At 39.9% G+C, this 24,684-nt stretch carries 22 protein-coding genes and 1 pseudogene; 22 read left to right on the top strand and 1 reads right to left on the bottom strand.

All coding sequences use genetic code 11. The features are described 5' to 3' along the window. The first annotated feature begins 7 nt into the window (after positions 1-7). The 21 genes and pseudogenes from M9H69_RS06825 to M9H69_RS06725 all read left to right on the top strand — a co-directional run bounded on the left by M9H69_RS06825 (position 8) and on the right by M9H69_RS06725 (position 21,356). Positions 8-556, top strand: a complete 549-nt coding sequence (locus tag M9H69_RS06825) for a DJ-1 family glyoxalase III (RefSeq protein ID WP_250315184.1) — start codon at positions 8-10, stop codon at positions 554-556. Positions 557-645: 89 nt separating this feature from the next. Further along, positions 646-1,209, top strand: coding sequence for an HAD-IA family hydrolase (locus M9H69_RS06820; RefSeq protein WP_007520338.1), 564 nt, complete (start codon positions 646-648; stop codon positions 1,207-1,209). A 13-nt stretch (positions 1,210-1,222) separates the two neighbouring features. Further along, entirely contained in the window at positions 1,223-3,169 is a 1,947-nt protein-coding gene (gyrB, locus tag M9H69_RS06815; RefSeq protein ID WP_250315183.1) for a DNA topoisomerase (ATP-hydrolyzing) subunit B, read from the top strand. Between the two features lie 80 nt (positions 3,170-3,249). Continuing rightward, the gene (gene ezrA / locus M9H69_RS06810; RefSeq protein WP_250315182.1) at positions 3,250-4,977 is read left to right on the top strand and encodes a septation ring formation regulator EzrA; all 1,728 of its coding nucleotides are present in this window, start codon (positions 3,250-3,252) and stop codon (positions 4,975-4,977) included. Between the two features lie 104 nt (positions 4,978-5,081). After that, the gene (gene pgdA, locus M9H69_RS06805) at positions 5,082-6,470 is read left to right on the top strand and encodes a peptidoglycan-N-acetylglucosamine deacetylase PgdA (RefSeq protein ID WP_250315181.1); all 1,389 of its coding nucleotides are present in this window, start codon (positions 5,082-5,084) and stop codon (positions 6,468-6,470) included. Positions 6,471-6,551: 81 nt separating this feature from the next. Beyond that, positions 6,552-7,394 carry an aldo/keto reductase gene (locus M9H69_RS06800; protein ID WP_250315180.1) on the top strand — a complete coding sequence of 281 codons (843 nt, stop codon included), beginning with the start codon at positions 6,552-6,554 and terminating at the stop codon, positions 7,392-7,394. A gap of 213 nt (positions 7,395-7,607) precedes the next feature. Continuing rightward, positions 7,608-8,992, top strand: a protein-coding gene (locus tag M9H69_RS06795; protein WP_250315179.1) for an IS3 family transposase whose coding sequence is annotated in 2 segments (ribosomal slippage) — positions 7,608-8,049 and positions 8,049-8,992 — 1,386 coding nt in all. Because the reading frame shifts where the segments join, the coding sequence is not laid out codon by codon here. 154 nt (positions 8,993-9,146) lie between these two features. Beyond that, positions 9,147-10,123 (top strand): annotated as a pseudogene (locus M9H69_RS06790) (transposase); the annotation flags it as partial. Positions 10,124-10,449: 326 nt separating this feature from the next. Next, positions 10,450-10,959 carry a GNAT family N-acetyltransferase gene (locus M9H69_RS06785; protein ID WP_250315178.1) on the top strand — a complete coding sequence of 170 codons (510 nt, stop codon included), beginning with the start codon at positions 10,450-10,452 and terminating at the stop codon, positions 10,957-10,959. Positions 10,960-11,341: 382 nt separating this feature from the next. Next, a complete protein-coding gene (wecB, locus tag M9H69_RS06780) occupies positions 11,342-12,496 on the top strand; it encodes a non-hydrolyzing UDP-N-acetylglucosamine 2-epimerase (RefSeq protein ID WP_250315177.1) in 1,155 nt (384 codons plus the stop codon). Beyond that, positions 12,496-13,275, top strand: a complete 780-nt coding sequence (locus M9H69_RS06775) for a hypothetical protein (protein ID WP_250315176.1) — start codon at positions 12,496-12,498, stop codon at positions 13,273-13,275. The genes wecB and M9H69_RS06775 overlap by 1 nt, the downstream gene beginning before the upstream one ends. A 142-nt stretch (positions 13,276-13,417) precedes the next feature. Continuing rightward, positions 13,418-14,728 carry a glycosyltransferase family 2 protein gene (locus tag M9H69_RS06770; protein WP_250315175.1) on the top strand — a complete coding sequence of 437 codons (1,311 nt, stop codon included), beginning with the start codon at positions 13,418-13,420 and terminating at the stop codon, positions 14,726-14,728. Positions 14,729-14,736: 8 nt separating this feature from the next. Further along, positions 14,737-15,840, top strand: a complete 1,104-nt coding sequence (locus tag M9H69_RS06765) for a glycosyl hydrolase family 8 (protein WP_250315174.1) — start codon at positions 14,737-14,739, stop codon at positions 15,838-15,840. A gap of 122 nt (positions 15,841-15,962) precedes the next feature. Then, entirely contained in the window at positions 15,963-17,363 is a 1,401-nt protein-coding gene (locus M9H69_RS06760; protein ID WP_250315173.1) for a bifunctional Cof-type HAD-IIB family hydrolase/peptidylprolyl isomerase, read from the top strand. A gap of 1 nt (position 17,364) precedes the next feature. Next, positions 17,365-17,724, top strand: coding sequence for a S1 RNA-binding domain-containing protein (locus M9H69_RS06755; RefSeq protein ID WP_000689613.1), 360 nt, complete (start codon positions 17,365-17,367; stop codon positions 17,722-17,724). A gap of 53 nt (positions 17,725-17,777) precedes the next feature. Beyond that, positions 17,778-18,527, top strand: a complete 750-nt coding sequence (locus tag M9H69_RS06750; protein WP_195216773.1) for a tRNA1(Val) (adenine(37)-N6)-methyltransferase — start codon at positions 17,778-17,780, stop codon at positions 18,525-18,527. After that, a complete protein-coding gene (locus M9H69_RS06745) occupies positions 18,517-18,801 on the top strand; it encodes a GIY-YIG nuclease family protein (RefSeq protein WP_250315172.1) in 285 nt (94 codons plus the stop codon). The genes M9H69_RS06750 and M9H69_RS06745 overlap by 11 nt, the downstream gene beginning before the upstream one ends. Before the next feature lie 85 nt (positions 18,802-18,886). Continuing rightward, entirely contained in the window at positions 18,887-19,822 is a 936-nt protein-coding gene (locus M9H69_RS06740) for a manganese-dependent inorganic pyrophosphatase (RefSeq protein WP_250315171.1), read from the top strand. An 85-nt stretch (positions 19,823-19,907) separates the two neighbouring features. Then, positions 19,908-20,420 (top strand): YiiX/YebB-like N1pC/P60 family cysteine hydrolase, encoded by a 513-nt coding sequence (locus M9H69_RS06735; RefSeq protein WP_250315170.1) that lies wholly within the window; start codon positions 19,908-19,910, stop codon positions 20,418-20,420. Then, positions 20,404-21,054 (top strand): DUF1803 domain-containing protein, encoded by a 651-nt coding sequence (locus M9H69_RS06730; protein WP_250315169.1) that lies wholly within the window; start codon positions 20,404-20,406, stop codon positions 21,052-21,054. The genes M9H69_RS06735 and M9H69_RS06730 overlap by 17 nt, the downstream gene beginning before the upstream one ends. A gap of 101 nt (positions 21,055-21,155) precedes the next feature. Then, positions 21,156-21,356, top strand: a complete 201-nt coding sequence (locus tag M9H69_RS06725; protein WP_000051186.1) for a CsbD family protein — start codon at positions 21,156-21,158, stop codon at positions 21,354-21,356. 31 nt (positions 21,357-21,387) lie between these two features. On the opposite strand, the gene M9H69_RS06720 is transcribed toward M9H69_RS06725, so the two are convergent. Then, positions 21,388-22,833 carry a UDP-N-acetylmuramoyl-L-alanyl-D-glutamate--L-lysine ligase gene (locus M9H69_RS06720; RefSeq protein WP_250315168.1) on the bottom strand — a complete coding sequence of 482 codons (1,446 nt, stop codon included), beginning with the start codon at positions 22,831-22,833 and terminating at the stop codon, positions 21,388-21,390. A 105-nt stretch (positions 22,834-22,938) separates the two neighbouring features. Between M9H69_RS06720 and M9H69_RS06715 the strand changes: the two genes are divergently transcribed. Next, positions 22,939-24,561 (top strand): putative polysaccharide biosynthesis protein, encoded by a 1,623-nt coding sequence (locus tag M9H69_RS06715; RefSeq protein WP_250315167.1) that lies wholly within the window; start codon positions 22,939-22,941, stop codon positions 24,559-24,561. Positions 24,562-24,684 lie beyond the last annotated feature (123 nt).

Genomic DNA, 24,684 nt, shown 5'->3' with positions numbered 1-24,684 from the left:
GGCCACTATGGCAAAAGTAGCAGTTATCTTAGCCCAGGGTTTTGAAGAAATTGAAGCCTTGACAGTAGTTGATGTCTTGCGTCGAGCAAATATTTCCTGTGATATGGTAGGATTTGAAGAGCAGGTGACAGGATCACATGGCATTCAGGTAAAAGCCGACCGTATCTTTGATGGCGATTTGTCCGACTATGACTTGGTAGTTCTTCCAGGTGGTATGCCAGGCTCAGCTCACCTACGGGATAATCAAGCCCTCATTTCACAGATTAAAGCCTTTGACCAAGCTGGAAAGAAAGTTGCAGCTATCTGTGCAGCTCCAATCGCCCTCCATCAAGCAGGTGTCCTGAAAGACAAGCACTTTACCTGTTATGACGGTGTTCAGGAAAACATCAGTGACGGAATTTACCGAAAGGAAACAGTAGTTGTGGATGGCAATCTAATAACTAGCCGAGGACCGTCAACTGCCCTTGCCTTTGCCTATGAGCTGGTAGAGCAGTTGGAAGGAGATGCAGAAAGTTTACGAGTCGGCATGCTCTATCAAGATGTTTTTGGAAATTAACAGTAAGACGAGAGTTCGGCTCTCGTTTTTGCTTGGAAAAATCTAGGAAATCATCGCTTTTTTCGTAAAAAAATGGTATAATAAAGGGTATGAAATATCGTGACTATATATGGGATTTAGGTGGTACCCTATTGGATAATTATGAGACTTCTACAGCGGCCTTTGTAGAGACCTTAGCCCAATACGGAATAGAGCAAGAACACGACCGTGTTTACGAAGCCTTGAAGGTTTCGACAGCTTTTGCCATTGAGAAGTTTGCCCCAGCCATCGAGAATTTTTTAGAAAACTACAAAGAGAATGAAGCGCGTGAGCTAGAGTACCCAGTTTTGTTTGAGGGAATTCCAGAGTTACTAAAAGACATCTCTGACAAGGGTGGCCGTCATTTCTTAGTCTCTCATCGAAATGACCAAGTGCTAGAACTTCTTGCAAAGACTCAGATAGCTGACTATTTCACAGAAGTCGTTACTGCCAGTTCTGGTTTCAAACGGAAACCAGATCCAGAGTCTATGATTTATTTACGTGATAAATATCATATCTCATCCGGTTTGGTCATTGGAGACAGAAATATTGATGTAGAAGCAGGTAAAGCTGCCGGCTTAGATGCCTATCTTTTTAAAAACGTTGCGACACTGAGACAAGCAATAGACATGTAAGAAAAGGGAAAAAATGACAGAAGAAATCAAAAATCAACAGGCACAGGATTATGATGCCAGTCAAATTCAAGTTTTGGAGGGGCTGGAAGCTGTTCGTATGCGTCCAGGTATGTATATTGGATCGACCTCAAAAGAAGGCCTTCACCATCTAGTATGGGAAATCGTTGATAATTCAATTGATGAAGCCTTAGCAGGATTTGCCAGTCATATCCAAGTCCTTATTGAGCCAGATAATTCCATCACCGTTGTGGATGATGGACGTGGTATCCCTGTTGACATTCAGGAAAAGACAGGACGTCCTGCTGTTGAGACCGTCTTTACTGTTCTTCACGCTGGAGGAAAGTTCGGCGGTGGCGGATACAAAGTCTCAGGTGGTTTGCACGGTGTGGGTTCATCAGTAGTAAATGCCCTCTCAACTCAACTAGATGTTCGGGTTCATAAAAACGGGAAAATTTATTATCAAGAATACCACCGTGGGAATGTTGTTGCTGATCTTGAGGTGATTGGAGATACGGATAAAACCGGAACAACAGTTCACTTCACACCGGATCCAGAGATTTTTACAGAAACAACGACCTTTGATTTTGACAAATTGAATAAACGTATTCAAGAACTAGCATTTTTGAACCGAGGTCTTCGAATCTCTATCACAGATAAGCGTGAAGGTCTCGAACAGACTAAACATTACCACTATGAGGGCGGGATTGCTAGCTATGTTGAATACATCAACGAGAACAAGGATGTTATCTTTGACACACCAATCTACACAGACGGTGAGATGGATGATATTACTGTTGAAGTAGCCATGCAGTACACAACCGGTTACCACGAAAATGTCATGAGTTTCGCCAATAACATTCACACCCATGAAGGTGGAACGCATGAGCAAGGTTTCCGTACAGCACTGACGCGTGTTATCAACGATTATGCTCGTAAAAATAAATTACTAAAAGACAATGAAGACAATCTAACAGGGGAAGATGTCCGTGAAGGTTTGACTGCTGTGATCTCTGTCAAGCATCCAAATCCGCAGTTTGAAGGGCAAACCAAGACAAAGCTGGGCAATAGTGAAGTAGTTAAGATTACCAATCGCCTCTTCAGCGATGCCTTCTCTGATTTTCTCATGGAAAATCCACAGATTGCCAAGCGTATCGTGGAAAAAGGAATTTTGGCTGCCAAGGCTCGTGTGGCTGCCAAGCGTGCGCGTGAAGTCACTCGCAAGAAATCTGGTTTGGAAATTTCCAATCTTCCAGGAAAACTAGCAGACTGTTCTTCAAATAATCCTGCTGAAACCGAACTCTTCATCGTCGAAGGAGACTCGGCTGGTGGATCAGCTAAATCTGGTCGTAACCGTGAGTTCCAAGCTATCTTACCAATTCGTGGTAAAATCTTGAACGTTGAAAAGGCTAGCATGGATAAAATTCTTGCTAACGAAGAAATTCGGAGTCTCTTCACAGCCATGGGGACAGGATTTGGCGCAGAATTTGATGTTACTAAGGCTCGTTACCAAAAACTCGTTTTGATGACCGATGCCGATGTCGATGGTGCCCACATTCGAACTCTCTTGCTAACCTTGATTTACCGCTACATGAAACCAATCCTAGAAGCTGGTTATGTTTATATTGCCCAACCACCGATTTATGGGGTTAAAGTTGGAAGTGAGATCAAAGAATACATCCAGCCAGGTACAGATCAAGAAATTAAACTCCAAGAAGCCTTAGCACGTCATAGTGAAGGGCGCTCAAAGCCAACCATCCAACGTTATAAGGGATTAGGAGAAATGGATGATCACCAATTGTGGGAAACAACCATGGATCCAGAACATCGCTTGATGGCAAGTGTTTCAGTAGATGATGCTGCTGAAGCAGATAGAATCTTTGATATGTTAATGGGCGATCGGGTAGAGCCTCGTCGCGAATTTATCGAAGAAAACGCTGTTTACAGTACACTTGACGTTTAAAAAATGTGGGAAATAGTTCCCTTGGTTTAAAAAATATGATATAATCATTACGATTGTTTCTAGTATAAAAGGAGTTTGATATGTCTAATGGACAACTAATTTATCTAATGGTTGCGATTGCAGTCATTTTGATTCTAGCATATGGAGTAGCTGTTTTTCTCCGAAAACGAAATGAGGGTAGATTAGCAGCCCTCGAAGAAAAAAAAGAAGAACTCTACAATCTTCCTGTAAATGATGAGGTTGAAGCCGTTAAAAATATGCACTTGATTGGTCAAAGTCAGGTAACCTTTCGTGAATGGAATCAAAAATGGGTTGATTTATCTCTGAACTCATTTGCAGACATCGAAAATCACCTCTTTGAAGCTGAAAACTACAATAATTCTTTCCGTTTCTTTAAAGCAGCTCACAAGATTGATCAAATTGAAAGCCAGATTAGTTTGATTGAGGAGGATATTGCAGCTATTCGCAATGCCCTTTCTGAACTCGAAAAGCAAGAGTCTAAGAACAGTGGTCGCGTCCTACATGCTTTGGACTTGTTTGAAACCCTTCAACATACGGTTGCAGAGGACTCAGAGAAATATGGGAAAGCTCTTCCTGAGATTGAGAAACAATTGGAAAATATCCAATCGGAATTCTCTCAATTCGTTACCCTTAACTCATCAGGTGACCCAGTTGAAGCTGCAGCAATCTTAGATGATACTGAAAATCATATTCTTGCTCTAACGCATATTGTTGATCGTATTCCAGCTCTTGTTGAAACCTTGACAAAGGAATTACCAGACCAATTAGCAGATTTGGAAGAGGGCTATCGTAAGCTGTTGGATGCCAAATACCACTTTATTGAAACAGATATTGAGTCACGTTTCCAACTCTTGCATGAATCTTTGAAGAATAATCAAGAAAACATTCGTCAGTTGGAGTTGGACAATGCAGAGTATGAAAATAATCGCATTCAAGAAGAAATCAATGCACTTTATGATATTTTCACTCATGAAATTGAGGCTCAAAAAGTCGTTGAGAATCTCCTCTCAACACTTCCAACCTATCTCAACCACTTGAAGGAAAATAACCAGGTGCTTGTTCAGGATCTTGAACGCCTAAATAAAACTTATCTTCTTCCAGAAAGTGATGGGAATCATGTCCGCCGTCTTCAAAAAGAATTAGCTGCACTTGATACCGCTATTTTAGAAGTAACAGAGGACCAAAGAGAATCTGCTCAAGCCTATTCTGTTCTTGAAGAACAGTTGGAAATGCTTCAAAGCAATCTCAAAGATATTGAAGATGAGCAAATTTCTGTGAGCGAACGACTTGCGCAAATTGAAAAAGATGACCTCAATGCTCGCCAAAAAGCAAATGTCTATGTGAATCGTTTGCACACTATCAAACGTTACATGGAGAAGCGAAACTTACCAGGAATCCCTCAAAGTTTCTTGAAACTCTTCTTTACTGCAAGTCATAACACTGAAGATTTGATGGCGGAGCTAGAACAACCGCAGGTTAATATTGAATCTGTTAAGCGAATTCTTGAAATTGCTACGAATGATATGGCAGTACTTGAGACAGAAACATATGACATTGTTCAGTATGCGACTTTGACAGAGCAACTTCTCCAATACTCAAATCGCTACCGTTCATTTGATGAACGCATCCAAGAGGCTTTCAACGAAGCACTTGAAATTTTTGAGAAAGAGTTTGACTATCGGGCATCATTTGATAAGATTTCTCAAGCCTTGGAAGTTGCAGAACCAGGAGTTACAAATCGTTTTGTGACTTCATATGAAAAAACACGTGAAGCAATTCGCTTTTAAAATAGAAGCTTAGAGAATTCTAAGCTTTTTCTTTATTTTTTGAAATGGAGCTAGATTATCTGTTTATCATTGAAATAATAGCTTTGATTTGATATGATGGAAATATGAAGAAAAATATGAACCGTGTTTCTCACGATAAAAAGAGAAGTATATTGCTTTCCTTTGTTGGAATCTTAGGAATCGCTATGATTCTTTTGGGAAGTGCCATTGGCTACAAGGTTCTACAAAAGCAATCTTATGAACAAAAAATTGAAGCGTTAAAAAGCGAAAAGGACCAGCAATTCAACTCAGGTAGTCAGAAGGACCATTTCCGAAAAGGGCAAGCTGAGGTGATTGCCTACTACCCTCTGCAAGGAGAGGAAGTCATTGCATCTGTTAGAGAAAAAATCAACCAAGATATCAAAGAAAATCTAGAAGATAAAGAGGATCTGGTCTTTTATTATACTGAGCAGCTGGATCCTGTCCTTAAGGGAGTTGTTGCTCGTAATATCAGTAGGCAAGTCTACGATTTGTCTGCAGCAAAGGTTGAAGAAAAAGAAAAGACTTCCTTAGGGAAAATTTTCTTGACTGAAGATGGGAAAGCTTTTGACCTCAGTAAACTCTTCAAAGATGCAAGCAAGGCTAAGGAACTCTTACTGAGTCAAATCAAATCAACTCTAGAAGATAAGAAACTTGACCAGGCAAAAATTGATCAAGTTATAAAGAGCTTCACAGATCAGGATTTGGCATCTTGGAGTTTTGATTATAAAGATAGTCAAATCATCCTTTATCCTGCTAATCCTGGAGAGACTGTTGAAGAAATTGCTTTACCAGTATCCAGTTTCTTTGATGTCATGGAGTCCTCTTATCTATTAGAAAAGGATGCGGAACTCTACCAATCTTACTTTGCTAAGAAAAATAAAAAGGTTGTTGCCTTGACCTTTGATGATGGTCCAAATCCGACTACAACTCCACAAGCTTTGGATACCTTGGCTAAGTACGGTGTAAAGGCAACCTTCTTTGTACTTGGAAAAAACATAGCAGGAAATGAAGATCTTCTGAAACGAATGAAATCGGAAGGTCATGTTGTGGGAAATCATAGCTGGGATCATCCTGTCCTTTCTAAATTATCTCTCGAAGATGCTAAAAAGCAAATCACTGATACAGAAGATTTGTTAACTCAAGTTTTAGGATCAAGCTCTAAACTGATGCGCCCACCTTATGGTGCCATCACTGATGATATTCGAAATAGTCTTGACTTGAGTTTTATCATGTGGGATGTGGATAGTTTAGACTGGAAGAGCAAGAATGAAGCTGCTATTTTGACAGAAATTCAACACCAAGTTCGTAATGGTTCTATCATTCTCATGCATGATATCCATGGTCCTTCTGTCAATTCTCTACCAAGTGTCATTGAGTATCTAAAGGGTGAAGGGTATACATTTGTGACCGTTCCTGAATTGCTCAATTCTCGCTTGAAGTCTCACGAGATCTATTACGATCGTGATCAATAATTGTTAAAATCTAAAGGAGCAAGTGTACTGCTAATCAGGACTTTGTTTCTTTAGATTTTCTTCACATAGAAAGGAAAAACGATGAAATCATATACCCTTAATAATGGAGTTTCAATTCCTGTTCTAGGATTTGGAACATGGAAGGCTGAAAATGGAGAAGTAGCCTACCAAGCTGTTTTAGAAGCCTTAAAGGCTGGTTATCGTCATATCGATACTGCAGCTATCTATAAAAATGAGGAAAGTGTTGGTCGTGCTATTCGAGATAGCGGTATTCCACGACAAGAAATCTTTGTAACGACTAAACTTTGGAATACCAATCACAGCTATGATGAAACTCGCCAAGCATTTGAAGAATCAATGGAAAAACTGGGATTGGATTATCTAGATTTGTACCTTATCCATTGGCCAAATCCAAAACCTTTAAGAGAAAATGACGAATGGAAAACTCGCAATGCTGAAGTCTGGAGAGCGATGGAGGACCTTTACCAAGAAGGTAAGATCCGTGCTATCGGCGTTAGTAATTTCCTTCCCCATCATTTGGATGCTTTGCTTGAGACAGTAAGAGTCATTCCGGCGGTCAATCAGGTACGCTTGGCACCAGGAGTTTATCAAGAGGAAGTGGTTGACTACTGTAGAGAGAAAGGAATTCTCCTAGAGGCTTGGGGGCCTTTTGGGCAAGGGGAGTTGTTTGAACAGAAAGAAGTCCAAGAAATTGCTGCTAAGTATGGGAAATCAGTGGCTCAAATTGCCTTGGCTTGGAGTTTGGCAGAAGGTTTTTTACCTCTACCTAAGTCAGTGACAGCCTCTCGTATCCAGAGCAATCTTGACTGTTTTGGAATTGAACTCAGCAAATACGAGCAAGAAGTCTTAAAGACAATTTCAGTGACTTCTGGTGCACCACGTGTGGATGGGATGGATTTTTAGTTTGTATAATCTATTTATTTCGAAATAACAAAGACTAGGAATTTTAAATCCTAGTCTTTTTTGCATCTTGAATATACAATATAAGTACACAATAAAAACTCATAAGATGTGTACTGCCCCCATAAAATGAGACACAAGAAAAACACTCCTGTTGAAAATGAACTGCACCCCAAAAATTAGACAGAAAAAATCTAACTTTTGGGATGTTTTATTATGAAATTGAGTTATGAAAATAAAGTTCAAATCTATGAACTTAGAAAACAAGGATATAGCTTAGAGAAGCTTTCAAATAAATTTGGGATAAACAATTCTAATCTTAGATACATGATTAAATGGATTGATCGTTACGGAATGAAGTTCGTCAAAAAAGGCAAAAATCGCTACTATTCTCCTGATTTAAAACAAGAAATGATTAATAAAGTCTTACATGAAGGCTGGACTAAAGATAGAGTTTCTCTTGAATACGGCCTCCCAAGTCGTACGATACTTCTTAATTGGCTGGCGCAATACAGGAAAAACGGGTATACTATTGTTGAGAAAATAAGAGGGAGAGTACCTAAAATGGGACGTAAACGGAAGAAAACTTGGGAAGAAATGACAGAACTAGAGCGACTCCAAGAGGAGAATGAACGCTTACGGACTGAGGTGGCTTACCTAAAAAGGTTAAAAGAGTTAGAGGAAAGGGACGAAACCTTAGAACTAGAAAAGCAGAGACAGTTAGAGAAATGGCTTTAGGAGGATTTCGACTAGATTTACTTCTTGAAGCGGCTCGTTTACCTCGCTCAACTTACTATTATCAGTTGAAACAGCTATATCAACCAGATAAGGACAAAGAAATTCAGGTCATTTTTACCGAAAACAAGGGGAATTATGGCTATCGTCGGATTCACTTAGAACTAAGAAATCGTGGTTATGCGGTCAATCATAAGAAAGTTCAACGTCTGATGAAGGTCCTTGGTTTAAGTGCTCGAATTCGTCGGAAACGAAAGTATTCTTCCTACAAAGGAGAGATTGGTAAGAAAGCAGACAACCTGATTCAACGTCAATTTGAAGCATCAAGGCCAATGGAAAAGTGCTATACGGATGTGACAGAGTTTGCCATTCCAAATAGCACACAGAAATTGTATTTATCGCCTGTTTTAGATGGCTTTAATAGCGAAATTATCGCCTATAATCTTTCTTGTTCTCCTAATTTAGAACAAGTGAAAGCTATGCTGGAGCAGGCCTTTACAGAGAAATACTATGAGAATACGATTCTCCATAGTGATCAAGGATGGCAATACCAACACGATTCTTATCATCGGTTCCTAAAGAGTAAGGGAATTCAAACATCTATGTCACGTAAAGGTAACAGCCCAGACAACGGTATGATGGAATCTTTCTTTGGCATTTTGAAATCGGAAATGTTTTATGGTTATGAGAAGCACTTTAGGTCTCTAGAAGACCTTGAACAAGCTATTGTGGACTACATTGATTACTACAACAACAAACGAATTAAGGTCAAACTAAAACATACTAAGGTTAGTAGTGAGGAAATCTCCGACGGGAGAAAGTACTCACTACTTTTTCATTATGTTAAAGTAGAGAGGTCTTGTTAAGTCGATAAGTCCTTTGGTGCTAGACGTCATAACTAAAACTGATAAGACACCTGTTTTAGGAAGAATGTTATCAAAGTATGTGGGACGAAAAACGTCGAGTATTGAAAATGACATCACTAAAGCAAGGAATCATTCAAGACAAAGAGGTAATATCATGCGAGTAGTTTTTGGGATTGACGTGAGTAAAGCAAGTTCAGAAGTGGTCATCTTGATCAATGGAGAGAAAGTACATGGCTATACCATACCCAATGATGCCATCGGATTTAATCGACTACTTGGGGACTTAAAGACTGTTCACCAGTCAGAGATTGTCTTCAAGACGACTGGGGTCTATTCTCGTCGTCTTCAAGCCTTCTTTGAGGATAAGAGTTACGCTTATACCACGTCTCAGTTCATTCTCAATCGCAAGCCAAGCCATGTCCAAGAAGCGCTTTATCAAGAATTACGCTACTTCAGCCGTTTCTATCAGAATCTTACTGAGGATATTATCTACGCTAAAAACCGTCTGCACAAGGTTTTACAGATTACTTTTCCTGAATTGGAAAACACAACTGGGGAACAATATTGGAACTTGGTCATGACTTTTCCATGTAATCGTTTTGTACTGGAGTCAGATGACGCCACATTAACAGCTATCATCCGTCAGTCTACGGCAAAACGCATCTCTGAAAAACGTGTGATTTACTTAGTAGATAAGCTTACAAAACTAGCTAATCAGTCTTATTGTGCGGTCAAGAAAACCTCTCCAGTGATAGAAGAGGTCAAATACTATGCAGGGGAGTTCTTAGGCTTTCTGAACACAGACAAGGTGTTTTAGAGGAGATGGTAGCATTGGCTCAATCTTTGCCAGAATACGAGATTCTTCTCTCTATTCCTGGAATAGCTGAAACCACAGCGACAAGTATTATTGGCGAACTTGGCGACATTCGTCGATTCCACTCTGACAATCAAATCAATGCTTTTATTGGCATTGACCTCAGACACTATGAATCTGGGGAAATTCTAGCCAAGGAACACATCACCAAACGTGGGAATCCCTATGCCAGAAAGATTCTCTTTAAGTGCATTCATAATATAGCTTCACCTAACCACACCAACCCTTGTTATATCACAGACTTCTATGAGAATCGGTAAAATTGTTTATGCTATATTATTGTAACACCTTATAAAAAATCACTAGATAAGGTGTTGGTTTTGTGTACACTTTTTACACTAAACTTTAGTTTAAAAAAGACAATTTCCTTAGTTGGACTATGAAACTCAAACTATTTTTTATCGAATACCTTGATATGCTTGACAAATGGTAGAAAAGGACTTAGTCCGGTGCAATACAGAACTAAATCCTTTCAATAATTATTTGTCTAACTTTTTGGGGTCAGTACACTCACTGGGTCTTTTTTCTTTCTTTGACTATAAACGTGTTATAATGATAGTATGAATTTTCAAAGGGGTGCCTTATGAAGGGAAACAGTATTATTAGAAAAATGATCGAATCTGATACCGAACACTTATCCCAAGGTTTTATCAATCAAGGTTGGCTGGGTAGAGAAGAAATTTTGGATAGATATTTTCTTGAACAAGAATGTGGGGAGAGAGAAGTCTTAGTTGCAGAGGTTGAGGGTGCTTTAGCGGGTTATATCACAATTTTGCCCTGCGCTAAGCAGGGGCCTTTTGCAGAAATCTATCCAGAACTCTCAGATTTCAATGTCTTTGAGCCCTTTCAAAATCAAGGTATTGGAAATCTCTTGATGGAAGAAGCAGAAAAACAAGTTAGGCTCATATCGGATAAGGTGACCCTTGGTGTTGGTCTCCATTCAGGGTATGGACCTGCCCAGAGATTGTACATCAAACGAGGCTATATTCCAGATGGGACGGGTGTTTGGTATCAGAACCATCCAGTGGCGATGAAAGCTACTTGTGAAGATATCGGTGACCTTGTTTTATATCTGTCAAAAGATTTGATTTAAGATAGATCTTATAAAGTTTAACTTTAAAATAGCAAGAAGTCGTAAATTCCTTTTTCATTAGAGAGGGATTTTTTTGTTAGAAAAAGAGATGTATTCTATGAAACGATAAAATAAATATTCAAAAGATGGTAAGGTTTAGAATTTTAAAAAATATTTAATAAAAGTTTAAGATGGAAGGTTTACACAGTGTAAATTATATCATTACAAAAATATTACGATTATTTAAAATTAAATTAAATGCAATAATATACTTAGAAAGATTTGACATATAAATTAATTGACGGTAAAATAATTACGAAAGTTAAATTAATTGATATTGGAACTATCAAATGTACTAATTAATCTGATGTGTCAAATTTTATTATAGTAGAAGGATACAATAATGAAAAAACTGAAAGTGATGCTTGTTTTTGGAACACGACCAGAAGCTATTAAAATGGCCCCTTTAGTGTTGGAATTGCAAAAACATAGTGATAGTATTGAGACGATTACAGTTGTGACAGCTCAGCACCGTCAAATGCTAGATCAAGTTCTTGAAACGTTTAGCATCAAGCCGCATTATGACTTGGATATTATGGGGCAAAATCAATCCCTCTTAGATATTACTGGAAAAATTTTAGAAAAGTTTGATTCAATTGTTAAGCAAGAACGTCCAGATATGATTCTTGTTCATGGAGATACAACGACAACTTTTGCAGCAAGTTTAGTTGCTTTCTATAATCAGGTACGTATCGGCCACGTTGAAGCTGGTCTAAGAACATTTGACAAGTATTCTCCTTTCCCAGAAGAAATGAATCGTCAGATGACAGATAATCTTGCTGATCTTTATTTTGCTCCAACTAGTGAGAGTAAAGATAATCTCCTCAAGGAAAATCATCCTGAGTCTGCTATTGTCATTACGGGGAATACAGCCATTGATGCCTTGAAATTAACCGTTCAATCGGATTACTATCATGAAGTTCTAGATCAATTGGATCCAGATAAGAAACTTGTATTGGTAACCATGCACCGTCGTGAGAATCAAGGTCAACCAATGAGAAATGTCTTTACAGCTTTACGTGAGATGGTCGATCTTCATCAGGAAATTGAAGTTGTTTATCCTGTTCATCTTAGTCCTGCTGTGCAAGAAGCAGCTAAGGATATTCTAGCTGGTCATGATCGCATCCACTTGATTGAACCTTTAGATGTACTTGATTTTCATAATTTGGCTTCAAGAAGTTATTTTATCATGACCGACTCTGGCGGTGTTCAGGAAGAGGCGCCTTCCCTCGGCAAACCTGTTCTAGTCCTTCGTGACACGACGGAACGCCCAGAAGGGGTTCGTGCAGGAACCTTGAAGTTAGTTGGTACGAATCCAGCATGTGTGAAAGAGGCTATGGCAGTACTCTTAACAGATGAAACTCTTTATAGAAAAATGTCTCAGGCACCAAATCCTTATGGAGATGGAAGGGCATCTGAACGAATCGTTCGTGCTATACAACATTATTTTGGAATGGCTGAATCTGTATCTGAATTTAAAGAGGGGGAAGAGGCATAATGAAAACATGGAATAAATTTAGGAATTGGCTCCTCGCTTTTCTGGGGTGCGAGTCGCTTCTTTTAGGGCTTTCTTTTTTCTTTGCTCGAGAGATTATTTTAGAACAAATCTTGTTTTTAGCTTTAGCCTTGTTTGCAGTGTTGGTATTATCTGACCTTTTGCTTACTTGGACCCTTATCTTAACATTTGGGCTTGGACTTATCGTTTTGGTTGCGGGTGTGGTTTATATCCCAATCATTCAACTGGTCTTCTTATTAATCAGTTTTCCTCTTTTGATTGGGATTCTACTTAAGGTTCGTTATTATTTCTTCAAGGTGGCCTCAAAGGTACAAGAACAGGAGGACGCAGCTCGAGCAGATTACCATGCTATGGTAACTGAACAAAGTGATGTGACGGTACAGTCCTTATTGATTCATTGGGCACATGAAGATTTGTTCTTCCAGATTAAACCCAAAGAACATAACCAGATGCTCAGTCGCATTCAAGAGGTAATTGCTCAGGAATTGAGTTACAGTGATAAACTCTATTACGTTTCAGATGGGAATTTTCTTGTTTTATCTAATAGTAGTCAAGATTCTTTGAAGCAACTCTATTTGAATGGTTTGCAGGAGAAACTAGGCAGTTTAGTTTTTCATGGGGAAGATGGAAACCAAGGAATTCAATTTCAAACAGGTTACTTGATGATTAACTCTGATAATAAAGATAAATACCAAGACTACTCGGATATTGCTAGTCATCTCAAACGTCAATTAGAGACAGATGTAATTGTAGAATATTAGGAGGGAAACATGACTCTAACCAATATATTTTTTGGCATTGCTTTGGGACTCAGTCTTACCTTTGGCATTTGTTTTGTCATATTATTTATTGCATACAGTATTCTTTACCATCGAGTGAACAAAAATTTTAAGGCGGTGAATCATGATTAGTCAAATGTTAATGATTTTTACCCTGCTTACTATTTGGATTTCTCTGGCTTGGGGTTTGGTAATTCTCTTTTCAGCAGTGCACTTTTGGTTTAAGCACAGTGATTTTCGTGTAGACACTTCGCCACGACCTTATTATCCTAAGGTTACCATTGTTGTTCCTGCTCATAATGAGGATGTGGTTATTGCCCAAACGGCAAAAGCTATATTGGATATGAATTATCCTCACGACCGTGTGGAGTTGCTTCTATTTGCGGATAACTGTTCGGATAACACCTATGCAGAATGTTTGTCTGTACAAGCTATGCCTGAATATGCAGGAAGAAATCTGACTATTATCGACCGTACTGGTACGGGAGGAAAAGCGGGCGTTCTAAACGATGCCTTAGAGATGGCAAGAGGTGAATACATCTGTGTTTATGATGCAGATGCCATGCCTGAAAAAAATGCCCTTTATTTCCTTGTCAAAGAAGTGATAAAGGACCCAGAACGTCATGTGGCATCTTTTGGTCGCAACAAGACTCGAAATGCCAATCAAAATTTTTTGACTCGTTGTATCAACCAGGAAATCGTTGTTACCCAGCGGGTGCACCATGTTGGGATGTGGCATCTCTTTAAAATTGGTCGTATCCCAGGAACCAACTTTATCATTCAAACCGACTTTGTAAAGAGTATCGGTGGTTGGAAAAATGGTGCCTTGACTGAGGATACCGATATTTCTTTTAAAATCATGCAGAGTGGTAAATTGATCGCCCTTGCTTATAACTCAGAGGCTTTCCAACAAGAACCTGAGACTTTAAAGAGTTACTATATGCAACGAAAACGTTGGGCTAAAGGAAACTACGAAGTTGTTCTCTCAAATTTTAAGCATTTATTTGGCAGAGCAAACTGGCGCGTTAAACTAGAAGTCTTTAACTATTCTTGTGTTTTCTTTTGGTTTAACTTTGCCATTGTCCTATCGGATTTGATTTTCCTAGCGAATGTGCTAGCGATCTGTCTTAGTCTTTTCTTACCAGATGTCAGAATTCCATTTGCTTTTGATGCGGATAATATCTACATCGCCCAGCTCATGCTCTTCAACTGGATTCTCATGATTGGTCTCTATTTGATGCAAATTATGACGGCATTAGCAAGTCAATTTGGACAAGCGACGAAAAAACAAATCTGGTTAGCCTTGGTAGCCTATTTCTCTTACGCACAGATGTTTATCGTTGTATCCATTGATTCCATTTCTTCAATCGTGCTGGACAAAGTACTCCGCCGAAAAGAAACCAAGTGGGTTAAAACCAAGCGATTTGCAGGATAGGAGATTCTATGAAAACGAATAAATTAAAATATGTCTGGTTTGTGCTCATTCTTTCTATCTCTTGTTTAACCTTGTTTTTGGCAAGGGGAAGGAGTAAAATCGAGATGCGAAATCGTATTTACCGCCAATGGAGCCAACAGTTTCTTGTGACTAAGGGAAATCAGTCCTATGTCCGTACGACGAGTGATTCGGAGGGAACAACAGTTCTATCTGAAGCCCAAAGTTACGGCATGCTCATAACGGTTTTAGCAGCCCAAAAAGGGCAAGCAACACAAGCAAATTTTGATAGCCTTTATCGCTATTACCAAAATCATCGTATCGAGGGAACGCAGTTGATGTCTTGGAAGCAAGTGATCACAAATGGTAGCGAAACGGTTGAGAAGCAAAACGCAACTGATGGAGATCTCTACATCGCTTATTCTTTGATTGAAGCTGCCAAGCAGTGGCCAGATAAGGCTCAGGAATATGAAGGACAAGCCAAAAGTATCTTGATTGATATTCTTCGATTCAATTATAATGAGAAGACTGGTGTCCTAAAAGTAGGAAATTGGGCCCAAAAAAATTCAGATTTTTACTATCTGATGAGAACATCTGATGCACTACCTCATTATTTCCAAGTATTTTATAATCTAACTGGTGATAAACAATGGCTAGATATTAAGGATAAAATGCTTGGGCAATTAGAGCAAATTAGTTCTCAATCTGAGACAGGTCTCTTGCCAGACTTTATCTGGGTAGAGAAGTCAGGTGCGCGTGTTGCTAAAGCAAATACTATTGAATCTCAATATGATGGGGCGTATTCTTATAATGCTTGTCGCTTGCCTTATCACTTATCTCAAAGCCAAGACGAAAGAAGTCAAAAACTCGTTCAAAAGATGATGGATTTCTTTATGAAAGAACAACGCATTTATTCTGGTTATGACATGAATGGAACTGCCCTCAATCAATACCAGGCAGGTAGCTTTCTGGCACCGATTACCTATGCGTCTGACAAGGGAGAAGGTTATCTGAAACTTCTTCAGCAAAATAAATACATTTTCACACAAAATTTACCTTTGGACAACTACTATGATGCAACGATGATTACCATGATTGCTCTAGAGATGTTCTAGGATGAAAAGAGAGGGCTAGTTTTGCTGGCTCTCTTTTTGATAGGATTTTCATCTTTTTTCAAAAAAGGAATTTCCTAAGGTTTATGGTATAATGAAAGGAGTGATAAAAAAGAGGTAGAGAGATGGATGCGAAATTAAAATACAAGGCAAAGAAGATTAAAATCGTCTTTTTTGATATCGACGATACCTTGCGTACGTCAAAGACAGCTTTTATTCCAGCTACAATTCCCACTGTCTTTAAACAGTTGCGTGAAAAAGGAATTTTAACAGGAATCGCCTCTGGACGTGGTATTTTCGGTGTTGTTCCAGAGATTCGTGAGCTCAAACCGGACTTTTTTGTAACCTTAAATGGGGCTTATATCGAAGATAAAAAAGGCCAGGTCATTTATCAACATCAGATTGACAAGTCAGATGTTGAGGAGTTCATTTCTTGGACTAAGCGGGAGGAAATTGAGTACGGCTTGGTTGGTAGTCATGACGCCAAACTTTCTACTCGAACAGAACTGATCAGTGAAGCTATTGACCCGATTTATCCAAACTTAGATGTGGATCCTAACTTCCATGAAAAAGCAGATATTTACCAGATGTGGAGCTTTGAAGATAAAGGGGATGACTTACGGTTACCAGATAGTCTCTCTGGTAAACTTCGCATGGTGCGTTGGCATGAACATTCATCAGATATCGTGCCTATTTCAGGTTCAAAAGCCACAGGCGTAGCCAAGGTGGTGGAGCACTTAGGCTTGAAACCAGAGAATGTTATGGTCTTTGGGGATGGTCTCAATGACTTGGAACTCTTTGATTATGCAGGGATTAGTGTCGCCATGGCGGTTTCTCACGAAAAAATCAAAGAAAAAGCAGATTATATTACAAAAACAGTAGAAGAAGATGGCATTTTTGATGCCTTAGAAGGATTTGGTATGGTAGAAAAAGAATTGCATTTCCCACAAGTAGACATTGAAACAGTAGAAGGTCCGTTGGCGACTATTAAGACAAATCACGGAGACTTGCGTATCAAGCTTTTCCCTGAGCAGGCTCCCAAAACAGTAGCCAACTTTGTTGCTCTGTCAAAAGACGGTTACTATGATGGTGTGATTTTCCACCGCATTATCAAGGACTTTATGATCCAAGGTGGAGACCCAACTGGTACTGGTATGGGGGGAGAATCAATCTACGGCGACTCTTTTGAAGATGAATTTTCTGAAGAACTTTATAATATCCGTGGTGCCCTTTCTATGGCCAATGCGGGTCCAAATACCAATGGAAGCCAGTTCTTTATCGTTCAAAATCAACACTTGCCATACTCTAAGAAAGAGATTGCGCGTGGTGGTTGGCCTGAACCAATCGCTGAGATTTATGCAGAGCAAGGAGGAACTCCTCACCTTGACCGCCGCCATACTGTTTTTGGGCAATTGATAGATGCTGAATCTTTTGCTGTCTTAGATACCATTGCATCTGTTGAGACTGGAGCGATGGATAAACCAGTTGAAGATGTAGTAATTGAAACGATTGAAATTGAGGACTAGGATGAAAATAGGTGATAAGCTAAACGGGCGTATTACAGGAATTCAGCCCTATGGTGCCTTTGTCGAGTTAGAGACAGGGGTGACAGGGCTGATTCACATCTCAGAAATCCGGACGGGATTTATTGAGAATATCTATGATATTTTAAAAATTGGTGATGAAGTTCAAGTACAGGTGGTGGATTTTGACGAATACACTGGAAAAGCTAGTCTTTCTATCCGTACTTTGGAGGAAGAAAAACATCAATTGCCAAGACGGAGACGTTTTTCAAATGATCGGATCAAGCACGGTTTTGCGCCACTTGCTCGAATGATGCCTGTTTGGACGCGTGAAGCTTTAGAGCATTTAAAAAAGAAGCCGTAAATATGATTATCTAAATCATTTGTAATGTTAACATGGTTTGATATAATAAAAGTATGAAAGAAGAACAATTATTAAAATCAGGAGAGCGAATCAATCAGCTCTTTTCAACAGATATCAAGATCATCCAAAATAGAGAGGTGTTTAGCTATTCGGTGGATAGTGTTCTCTTATCACGCTTTCCTCGCTTCCCTAAACGGGGTTTAATTGTGGACTTTTGTGCTGGAAATGGTGCAGTTGGACTTTTTGCAAGTAGTCGTACCAAGGCAAAAATTCTCTCTGTAGAGATTCAGGAGCGTTTGGCGGATATGGCAGAGCGTTCGGTTCAGTTGAATGGCTTGGAAGAGCAGATGCGGGTCATCTGCGATGATTTGAAAAATATGCCTGCCCACATTCAGGGAAGTAAGGTGGATATGATCTTGTGTAATCCGCCTTATTTTAAGGTGGATCCGCATTCCAATCTCAACGAGAGTGAACACTACCTTTTAGCTAGACATGAAATTACAACTAATCTAGAAGAAATCTGTCGGAGCGCCCAGAGTATTCTCAAGTCTAATGGCCGTTTGGCTATGGTTCATCGTCCAGATCGGCTTTTGGATATCTTAGATATGCTTCAGCGCCATAATTTGGCTCCGAAGCGCCTGCAATTTGTCTATCCTAAACGAGAAAAGGAAGCCAATATGCTTTTAATCGAAGCTATTAAGGATGGATCAACGAGCGGCTTCAAGGTCTTGCCACCACTCATTGTTCACAATGATGATGGTTCCTACACGCCAGAAATTCAAGAGATTTACTATGGATCATAAGGCCTATATGTATGTGGTGGAGTGCCGTGATGGTTCTTACTATACTGGTTACACGACAGATGTGAAGAAACGCCTTTCCGTTCATAATAGTGGTAAGGGTGCCAAGTATACCCGAGCTCGCTTGCCAGTTAAACTCATCTATGTAGAGGGCTTTGCTAGCAAGGAAGAAGCCATGTCAGCAGAGGTTCTTCTCAAACGAAAGAAACGTCCACAGAAAGAACGATTTTTATTCGAAAATCAAGAGAAAAATCTAATCAACCATATTGATGTCTAACGAGGAGTCCTTTGACTCCTCTTACTTTTGTCAAAAGAGGAAAAAAATGCTAAAATAAGATGAATAAATTTAAAGAGGTATTATCATGTCTAAGATTCTAGTATTTGGTCACCAAAATCCAGACTCAGATGCCATCGGGTCATCTGTAGCCTTTGCTTATCTTGCAAAAGAGGCTTATGGATTGGAAACAGAAGCAGTAGCACTTGGAACTCCTAATGAAGAAACAGCCTTTGTTTTGAACTATTTTGGTGTAGAAGCACCGCGCGTCATCACATCAGCTAAAGCAGAAGGTGCAGAGCAGGTTATTTTGACTGACCACAATGAATTCCAACAATCTGTTTCAGATATCGCTGAAGTAGAAGTTTATGGTGTTGTAGACCACCACCGTGTAGCTAACTTTGAAACTGCAAGCCCACTCTACATGCGTTTGGAACCAGTTGGATCTGCGTCTTCAATCGTTTACCGCATGTTCAAAGAACACGGAGTAGCAGTTCCTAAAGAGATTGCTGGTTTGATGCTTTCAGGTTTGATTTCAGATACCCTTCTTTTGAAATCACCAACAACTCACCCATCTGATAAAGTCATTGCTCCTGAATTGGCAGAATTAGCAGGTGTCAACTTGGAAGAGTACGGTCTTGCTATGCTGAAAGCTGGTACAAACTTGGCTAGTAAATCTGCTGAAGAATTGATTGACATCGATGCTAAGACTTTTGAACTCAACGGAAATAAGGTTCGTGTTGCTCAGGTTAACACAGTTGATATTGCTGAAGTCTTGGAACGCCAAGCTGAAATCGAAGCAGCAATGCAAGCGGCTAATGCAGCAGACGGCTACTCTGACTTTGTCTTGATGATTACAGACATCGTCAACTCAAACTCAGAAATCCTTGCTCTTGGATCAAACATGGACAAGGTCGAAGCTGCCTTCAACTTTAAACTTGAAAATAACCACGCTTTCCTTCCAGGTGCTGTTTCACGTAAGAAACAAGTGGTGCCTCAGTTGACAGAAAGCTTTAATGCCTAATAGTCTGAGTGATAATTGAAATGAGGAGACGTTAGTTTCCTTATAGCTAAAGGGGTTTCGGCTCCTTTTTTTCTAGGAGAGAAAGATGTTAGCAAACGGTGACTTGATTTTTGTGAAGGATCTTTCAGATATGGGGCAGGCTATCCAAGCTTCGACTGGGAACTATAGTCATGTAGCTATCTTTTTAGACGGTTTGATCTATCATGCTAGTGGGCAAACAGGTGTCATTTGTCAAGACCCAGCAGAATTTTTTGAACCGACTCATCTCTATGACCTTTATGTCTATTCAGAGCTGGAAGCTGACTTGGTAAAGAAAAGAGCTAGCAAACATTTAGGTGCACCCTATAATGCCTCTTTTTATCCAGATGGGTCTGGCTTTTACTGCTCCCAGTATATTGCGGAAATTCTTCCTATTTTTGAGACCATTCCGATGAAATTTGGGGATGGAGAGCAGGAGATTAGTGATTTTTGGAGAGAATATTATAGGAAACTCGAACTTCCTGTGCCTCTGAATCAGCCGGGGACCAATCCCAGTCAGTTAGCGGCATCACCTCTTTTAGAATGTAAAGAAAGGAATCTTCATGATTCAGATTTTTAATTCCTCTCGTTTGACTCGACAGCCATTTTTTATAGATTTGGTGGACTATTTGGATCAGCATGATGATGTAATCCTCCGGGAAATCAAGGCTCAGTTTCCAGATGTGGCAATTGATAAACTGATGGAAGAGTATATAAAGGCAGGCTTGATCCTAAGGGAAAACAAACGCTATTCCCTCAATCTCCCTTTTCTAGAATCGATAGACAATCTATCCCTTGACCAAGAGATTTTTGTCAGAGAGGATAGTCCAGTCTATCAAGCATTGTTAGAGAAGACTTTTGAGACGGAATTGCGCAATCAAACCAATGCAGCCATTTTAGTCGAATCTACGGATTTTGCCAGAGAAAAAATGACCCTGTCTAATTATTTCTACAAGGTAAAGAATCAATATCCTTTGACAGAAAAACAGCAGGAACTCTATACCATTTTGGGAGATGTCAATCCTGAGTATGCTCTCAAGTATATGACGACTTTTTTACTCAAATTCCTCAAAAAGGACCAGCTCATGCAGAAAAGGCATGATATCTTTGTGGACAGTTTAGTCGTCTTGGGTTATATTGTTCAAAACGAAGAAGGGAAGTATGAGTTGGCTGTTGATTTTGATAAGGAACGTTTGTCTTTCTATTTGTCTTGATTGTTTGCTTTTGAGCAGATTGTTTGACTTTGCTAAAGAATGAGCATAAACTGAATGTAAGCGATAACCATTGTCGTATTAAAACAAAAGGAGACAGAGCTATGTCACTTGAAAATAAATTGGAACAAGCAACTGGTGCTATCAAAGAAGGATTTGGTAAAGTTACTGGTGATAGCAAGACAGAAGCAGAAGGTACTGTAGAAAAAACAGTTGCCAAAGCAAAAGAAGTTGTTGAAGATGCTAAAGGTGCTGTAGAAGGTGCCGTTGAAGGTCTTAAAAACTCTTTTAAGAAAGAAGACTAAAAAAATCAAGGGAATAGTTCCCTTGATTTTTTTATAGATAACGTTCTGCGATAGCTGCGTCTCCAGGATAGTCTTCTTTCTTTCCTTGGACGATTTGGTAACAATCAGCTCCCTTGCCTGCAATAATCACAGCATCGAGTTCTTGATTTGTGATGGCCATCGCCGCCTTGATGGCTTGTTCGCGATCGGCAATCTTTTCAACAGGATGACTGATATAGCTGCTGATTTCTTCAGCAATGGCCATTGGATCTTCATAATTGGGATCATCAGCAGTGAGAAAGATTTGAATCTCAGGATGTTGATTGAGAAGGAGTCCAAAGTCTTTGCGACGACTTTCACCCTTGTTTCCAGTCGAACCGAGAACCAGAGCAATTTTTCCAGTTTGATGAGTTTCAACAACAGAGATCAGTTTCTTCAGGCTGTCACCGTTATGGGCATAGTCGATGAAGACCTTGGCTCCATTTTTCTGAGTCAGGACTTCCATACGTCCAGGAACGCGGGTTGCAGCGATTCCTTTTTTGATATCTTCGAGACTAGCACCTAGACGAAGACAGGCAAGTCCTGCAGCAACTGCATTTTCTTGGTTAAAGTGGCCAATGAGTTGAATATCATAATCACCAGCGAGTTTACCTGTAGCGGAAAAGCTAAAGGCTTTGGAGTTCTCGATTTGGTTGCTTGACTGGCTACCATAGAAGTCATGCTCTTGCTGTTCCACTTGTTCTTTTAGCACAGAAAAGTGGTTCATGTCGCTGTTAATGACAACTGCTCGGCTATTTTTCATTAAGAGACGTTTGTGATAGAAGTAGTCTTCAAAGCTAGGATGCTCAATCGGACCGATATGGTCAGGAGTGATGTTAAGAAAGACACCTACATCAAAGGTCAGACCATATACTCGATGAACAAGATAGGCTTGGCTAGAGACTTCCATTACAAGATGGGTTCTACCATTCTTAACAGCCTGAGCCATCATGTCGAAAAGATCGATATTTTCAGGCGTTGAGAAGGAAGATTTAAAGAAGGTCTTGCCATCCAGAGTTGTGTTCATAGTTGACAAGAGAGCTGTTGGGTAGCGTTGAGATAGAATGTGGTATGCAAAGTAAGCAGATGTTGTCTTTCCTTTTGTCCCTGTGAAAGCGAGAATGTTGAGTTTTTCTTGTGGATTACCATAAAATTCCATAGCAATCAAACTCATGGCTTTCTTGATATCGTTCACAACGATGACAGGGATACCGACTTCGTAGTCCTTTTCGGAGACGTACCAGGCTAAGCCCTGACTTATAGCAGAAAGAAGGTATTCTTTTTTAAAGGCAGCGCCTTTTGCAAAAAAAAGAGTGCCTTCTTTTACTTTTCGGCTGTCGTAACTGATGCTGTCAAAAACAACTTCACTGTAGTTGTAGTGGTAGTGTCCTTGGTCGATAATCTCGCGGAAGAGACCATCTTTCTTTAATACATCTAATACGGTTTCAATCTTTATCATACTTTCTATTGTAAACCGAAAGTCTGAATTTTACAAGTAACAAGGAAAAGTTTATAATGGAAGATGAGGAAAATTTCCTAGTTATTAAAATTGAATGAGGAAGCTATGTCTAACGAAAACAATCACCAGCAAGCCCAGATGTTGCGAGGGACTGCTTGGCTAACAGCTAGTAACTTTATTAGTCGCCTCCTTGGGGCAATCTACATTATTCCCTGGTATATCTGGATGGGGACCTATGCTGCTAAGGCAAATGGACTCTTTACCATGGGCTACAATATTTACGCCTGGTTCTTGCTGATTTCGACAGCGGGTATCCCAGTTGCAGTCGCCAAACAAGTGGCTAAGTACAATACCATGCGAGAAGAAGAGCACAGCTTTGCCTTGATTCGGAGTTTCCTAAGCTTTATGACGGGCTTGGGCTTAGTCTTTGCTTTGGTCTTGTATCTCTTTTCTCCCTGGTTAGCAGATTTGTCAGGTGTGGGGAAAGACCTGATTCCCATCATGCAGAGTTTGGCTTGGGCGGTCTTGATTTTCCCATCTATGAGTGTCATCCGGGGCTTCTTCCAAGGGATGAACAATCTGAAACCCTATGCTATGAGCCAAATCGCTGAGCAGGTAATCCGTGTTATCTGGATGTTGTTGGCGACCTTCTTCATTATGAAGATGGGTTCTGGTGACTACCTATCAGCCGTTACCCAATCGACCTTTGCGGCCTTTGTGGGGATGGTGGCAAGTTTTGCAGTTTTGATTTATTTTCTTGCCCAAGAAGGTTTGCTTAAGAGAGTCTTTGAAACACGGGATAAGATCAATAGTAAGCGACTCTTAGTCGATACCATCAAGGAAGCCATTCCCTTTATCCTGACAGGATCGGCCATTCAGCTCTTCCAGATTTTAGACCAGATGACTTTTATCAATAGTATGAAGTGGTTTACCAACTATAGCAACGAAGACTTGGTTGTTATGTTTTCTTATTTCTCTGCCAATCCGAATAAAATTACCATGATTTTAATCTCTGTAGGAGTTTCGATTGGGAGTGTCGGCTTGCCACTATTGACGGAAAACTATGTAAAAGGTGACTTGCAGGCGGCGGCTCGCCTAGTCCAAGATAGCCTCACCATGCTCTTCTTATTTCTACTGCCGGCAACGGTTGGAGTGGTCATGGTAGGGGAGCCTCTTTATACAGTCTTTTACGGTAAGCCAGATAGTCTGGCCATGGGCTTATTTGTCTTTGCAGTTTTGCAGTCTACTATCCTAGGCTTGTATATGGTCTTGTCTCCTATGCTTCAGGCCATGTTCCGCAACCGCAAGGCAGTTCTTTACTTTGTCTATGGTTCCCTTGCCAAGCTCGTCTTGCAACTTCCAAGTATTGCTATTTTCCACAGCTACGGTCCCTTGATTTCAACGACCATCGGACTAATCATTCCCAATGTCTTGATGTACCGAGACATCTGCCAGGTAACGGGTGCTCGTCGAAAGATTATATTGAAGCGGACCATTTTGATTACCATCTTGACCTTGGTTATGTTTATCTTAGTTGGCTTCTTACAATGGCTACTCGGTTTTGTCTTCCAGCCAAGTGGACGTCTCTGGAGTTTCCTTTACGTAGCTCTCATCGGAGGTCTTGGAGGAGGTCTCTATGGTTTGATGAGCCTACGGACACGACTTTTAGACAAGATAATAGGTAAAGCCCAAGCGGACCGACTACGGACAAGATTGAAAATATCGTAAGAAGATTTATAAATAAAAGCAATGAATTAACCTTTCTATAATAGAAAGGTTTTTATAGTACATTTTTCTTAAAAAAGGAGAACTTTTTCTAAAATTAAGAGTAGAAAAATATGTTTTTTAAGT

The sequence above is a fragment of the Streptococcus oralis genome (assembly GCF_023611505.1).
Classification (GTDB): domain Bacteria; phylum Bacillota; class Bacilli; order Lactobacillales; family Streptococcaceae; genus Streptococcus; species Streptococcus oralis_CT.
This window is presented reverse-complemented; position numbering and strand designations above follow the sequence as displayed.

What these genes read in the sequence shown, in the direction of transcription:
- M9H69_RS06775 (WP_250315176.1), top strand. Translation starts at nt 12,496, where the DNA reads ATGAAAACATGGAATAAATTTAGGAATTGGCTCCTCGCTTTTCTGGGG.
- M9H69_RS06720 (WP_250315168.1), bottom strand. Translation starts at nt 22,833, where the DNA reads ATGATAAAGATTGAAACCGTATTAGATGTATTAAAGAAAGATGGTCTC.
- M9H69_RS06725 (WP_000051186.1), top strand. Translation starts at nt 21,156, where the DNA reads ATGTCACTTGAAAATAAATTGGAACAAGCAACTGGTGCTATCAAAGAA.
- M9H69_RS06715 (WP_250315167.1), top strand. Translation starts at nt 22,939, where the DNA reads ATGTCTAACGAAAACAATCACCAGCAAGCCCAGATGTTGCGAGGGACT.
- M9H69_RS06760 (WP_250315173.1), top strand. Translation starts at nt 15,963, where the DNA reads ATGGATGCGAAATTAAAATACAAGGCAAAGAAGATTAAAATCGTCTTT.
- wecB (WP_250315177.1), top strand. Translation starts at nt 11,342, where the DNA reads ATGAAAAAACTGAAAGTGATGCTTGTTTTTGGAACACGACCAGAAGCT.
- M9H69_RS06770 (WP_250315175.1), top strand. Translation starts at nt 13,418, where the DNA reads ATGATTAGTCAAATGTTAATGATTTTTACCCTGCTTACTATTTGGATT.
- M9H69_RS06820 (WP_007520338.1), top strand. Translation starts at nt 646, where the DNA reads ATGAAATATCGTGACTATATATGGGATTTAGGTGGTACCCTATTGGAT.
- M9H69_RS06825 (WP_250315184.1), top strand. Translation starts at nt 8, where the DNA reads ATGGCAAAAGTAGCAGTTATCTTAGCCCAGGGTTTTGAAGAAATTGAA.
- pgdA (WP_250315181.1), top strand. Translation starts at nt 5,082, where the DNA reads ATGAAGAAAAATATGAACCGTGTTTCTCACGATAAAAAGAGAAGTATA.
- M9H69_RS06730 (WP_250315169.1), top strand. Translation starts at nt 20,404, where the DNA reads ATGATTCAGATTTTTAATTCCTCTCGTTTGACTCGACAGCCATTTTTT.
- ezrA (WP_250315182.1), top strand. Translation starts at nt 3,250, where the DNA reads ATGTCTAATGGACAACTAATTTATCTAATGGTTGCGATTGCAGTCATT.
- M9H69_RS06765 (WP_250315174.1), top strand. Translation starts at nt 14,737, where the DNA reads ATGAAAACGAATAAATTAAAATATGTCTGGTTTGTGCTCATTCTTTCT.
- gyrB (WP_250315183.1), top strand. Translation starts at nt 1,223, where the DNA reads ATGACAGAAGAAATCAAAAATCAACAGGCACAGGATTATGATGCCAGT.
- M9H69_RS06740 (WP_250315171.1), top strand. Translation starts at nt 18,887, where the DNA reads ATGTCTAAGATTCTAGTATTTGGTCACCAAAATCCAGACTCAGATGCC.
- M9H69_RS06800 (WP_250315180.1), top strand. Translation starts at nt 6,552, where the DNA reads ATGAAATCATATACCCTTAATAATGGAGTTTCAATTCCTGTTCTAGGA.
- M9H69_RS06750 (WP_195216773.1), top strand. Translation starts at nt 17,778, where the DNA reads ATGAAAGAAGAACAATTATTAAAATCAGGAGAGCGAATCAATCAGCTC.
- M9H69_RS06735 (WP_250315170.1), top strand. Translation starts at nt 19,908, where the DNA reads ATGTTAGCAAACGGTGACTTGATTTTTGTGAAGGATCTTTCAGATATG.
- M9H69_RS06755 (WP_000689613.1), top strand. Translation starts at nt 17,365, where the DNA reads ATGAAAATAGGTGATAAGCTAAACGGGCGTATTACAGGAATTCAGCCC.
- M9H69_RS06745 (WP_250315172.1), top strand. Translation starts at nt 18,517, where the DNA reads ATGGATCATAAGGCCTATATGTATGTGGTGGAGTGCCGTGATGGTTCT.
- M9H69_RS06785 (WP_250315178.1), top strand. Translation starts at nt 10,450, where the DNA reads ATGAAGGGAAACAGTATTATTAGAAAAATGATCGAATCTGATACCGAA.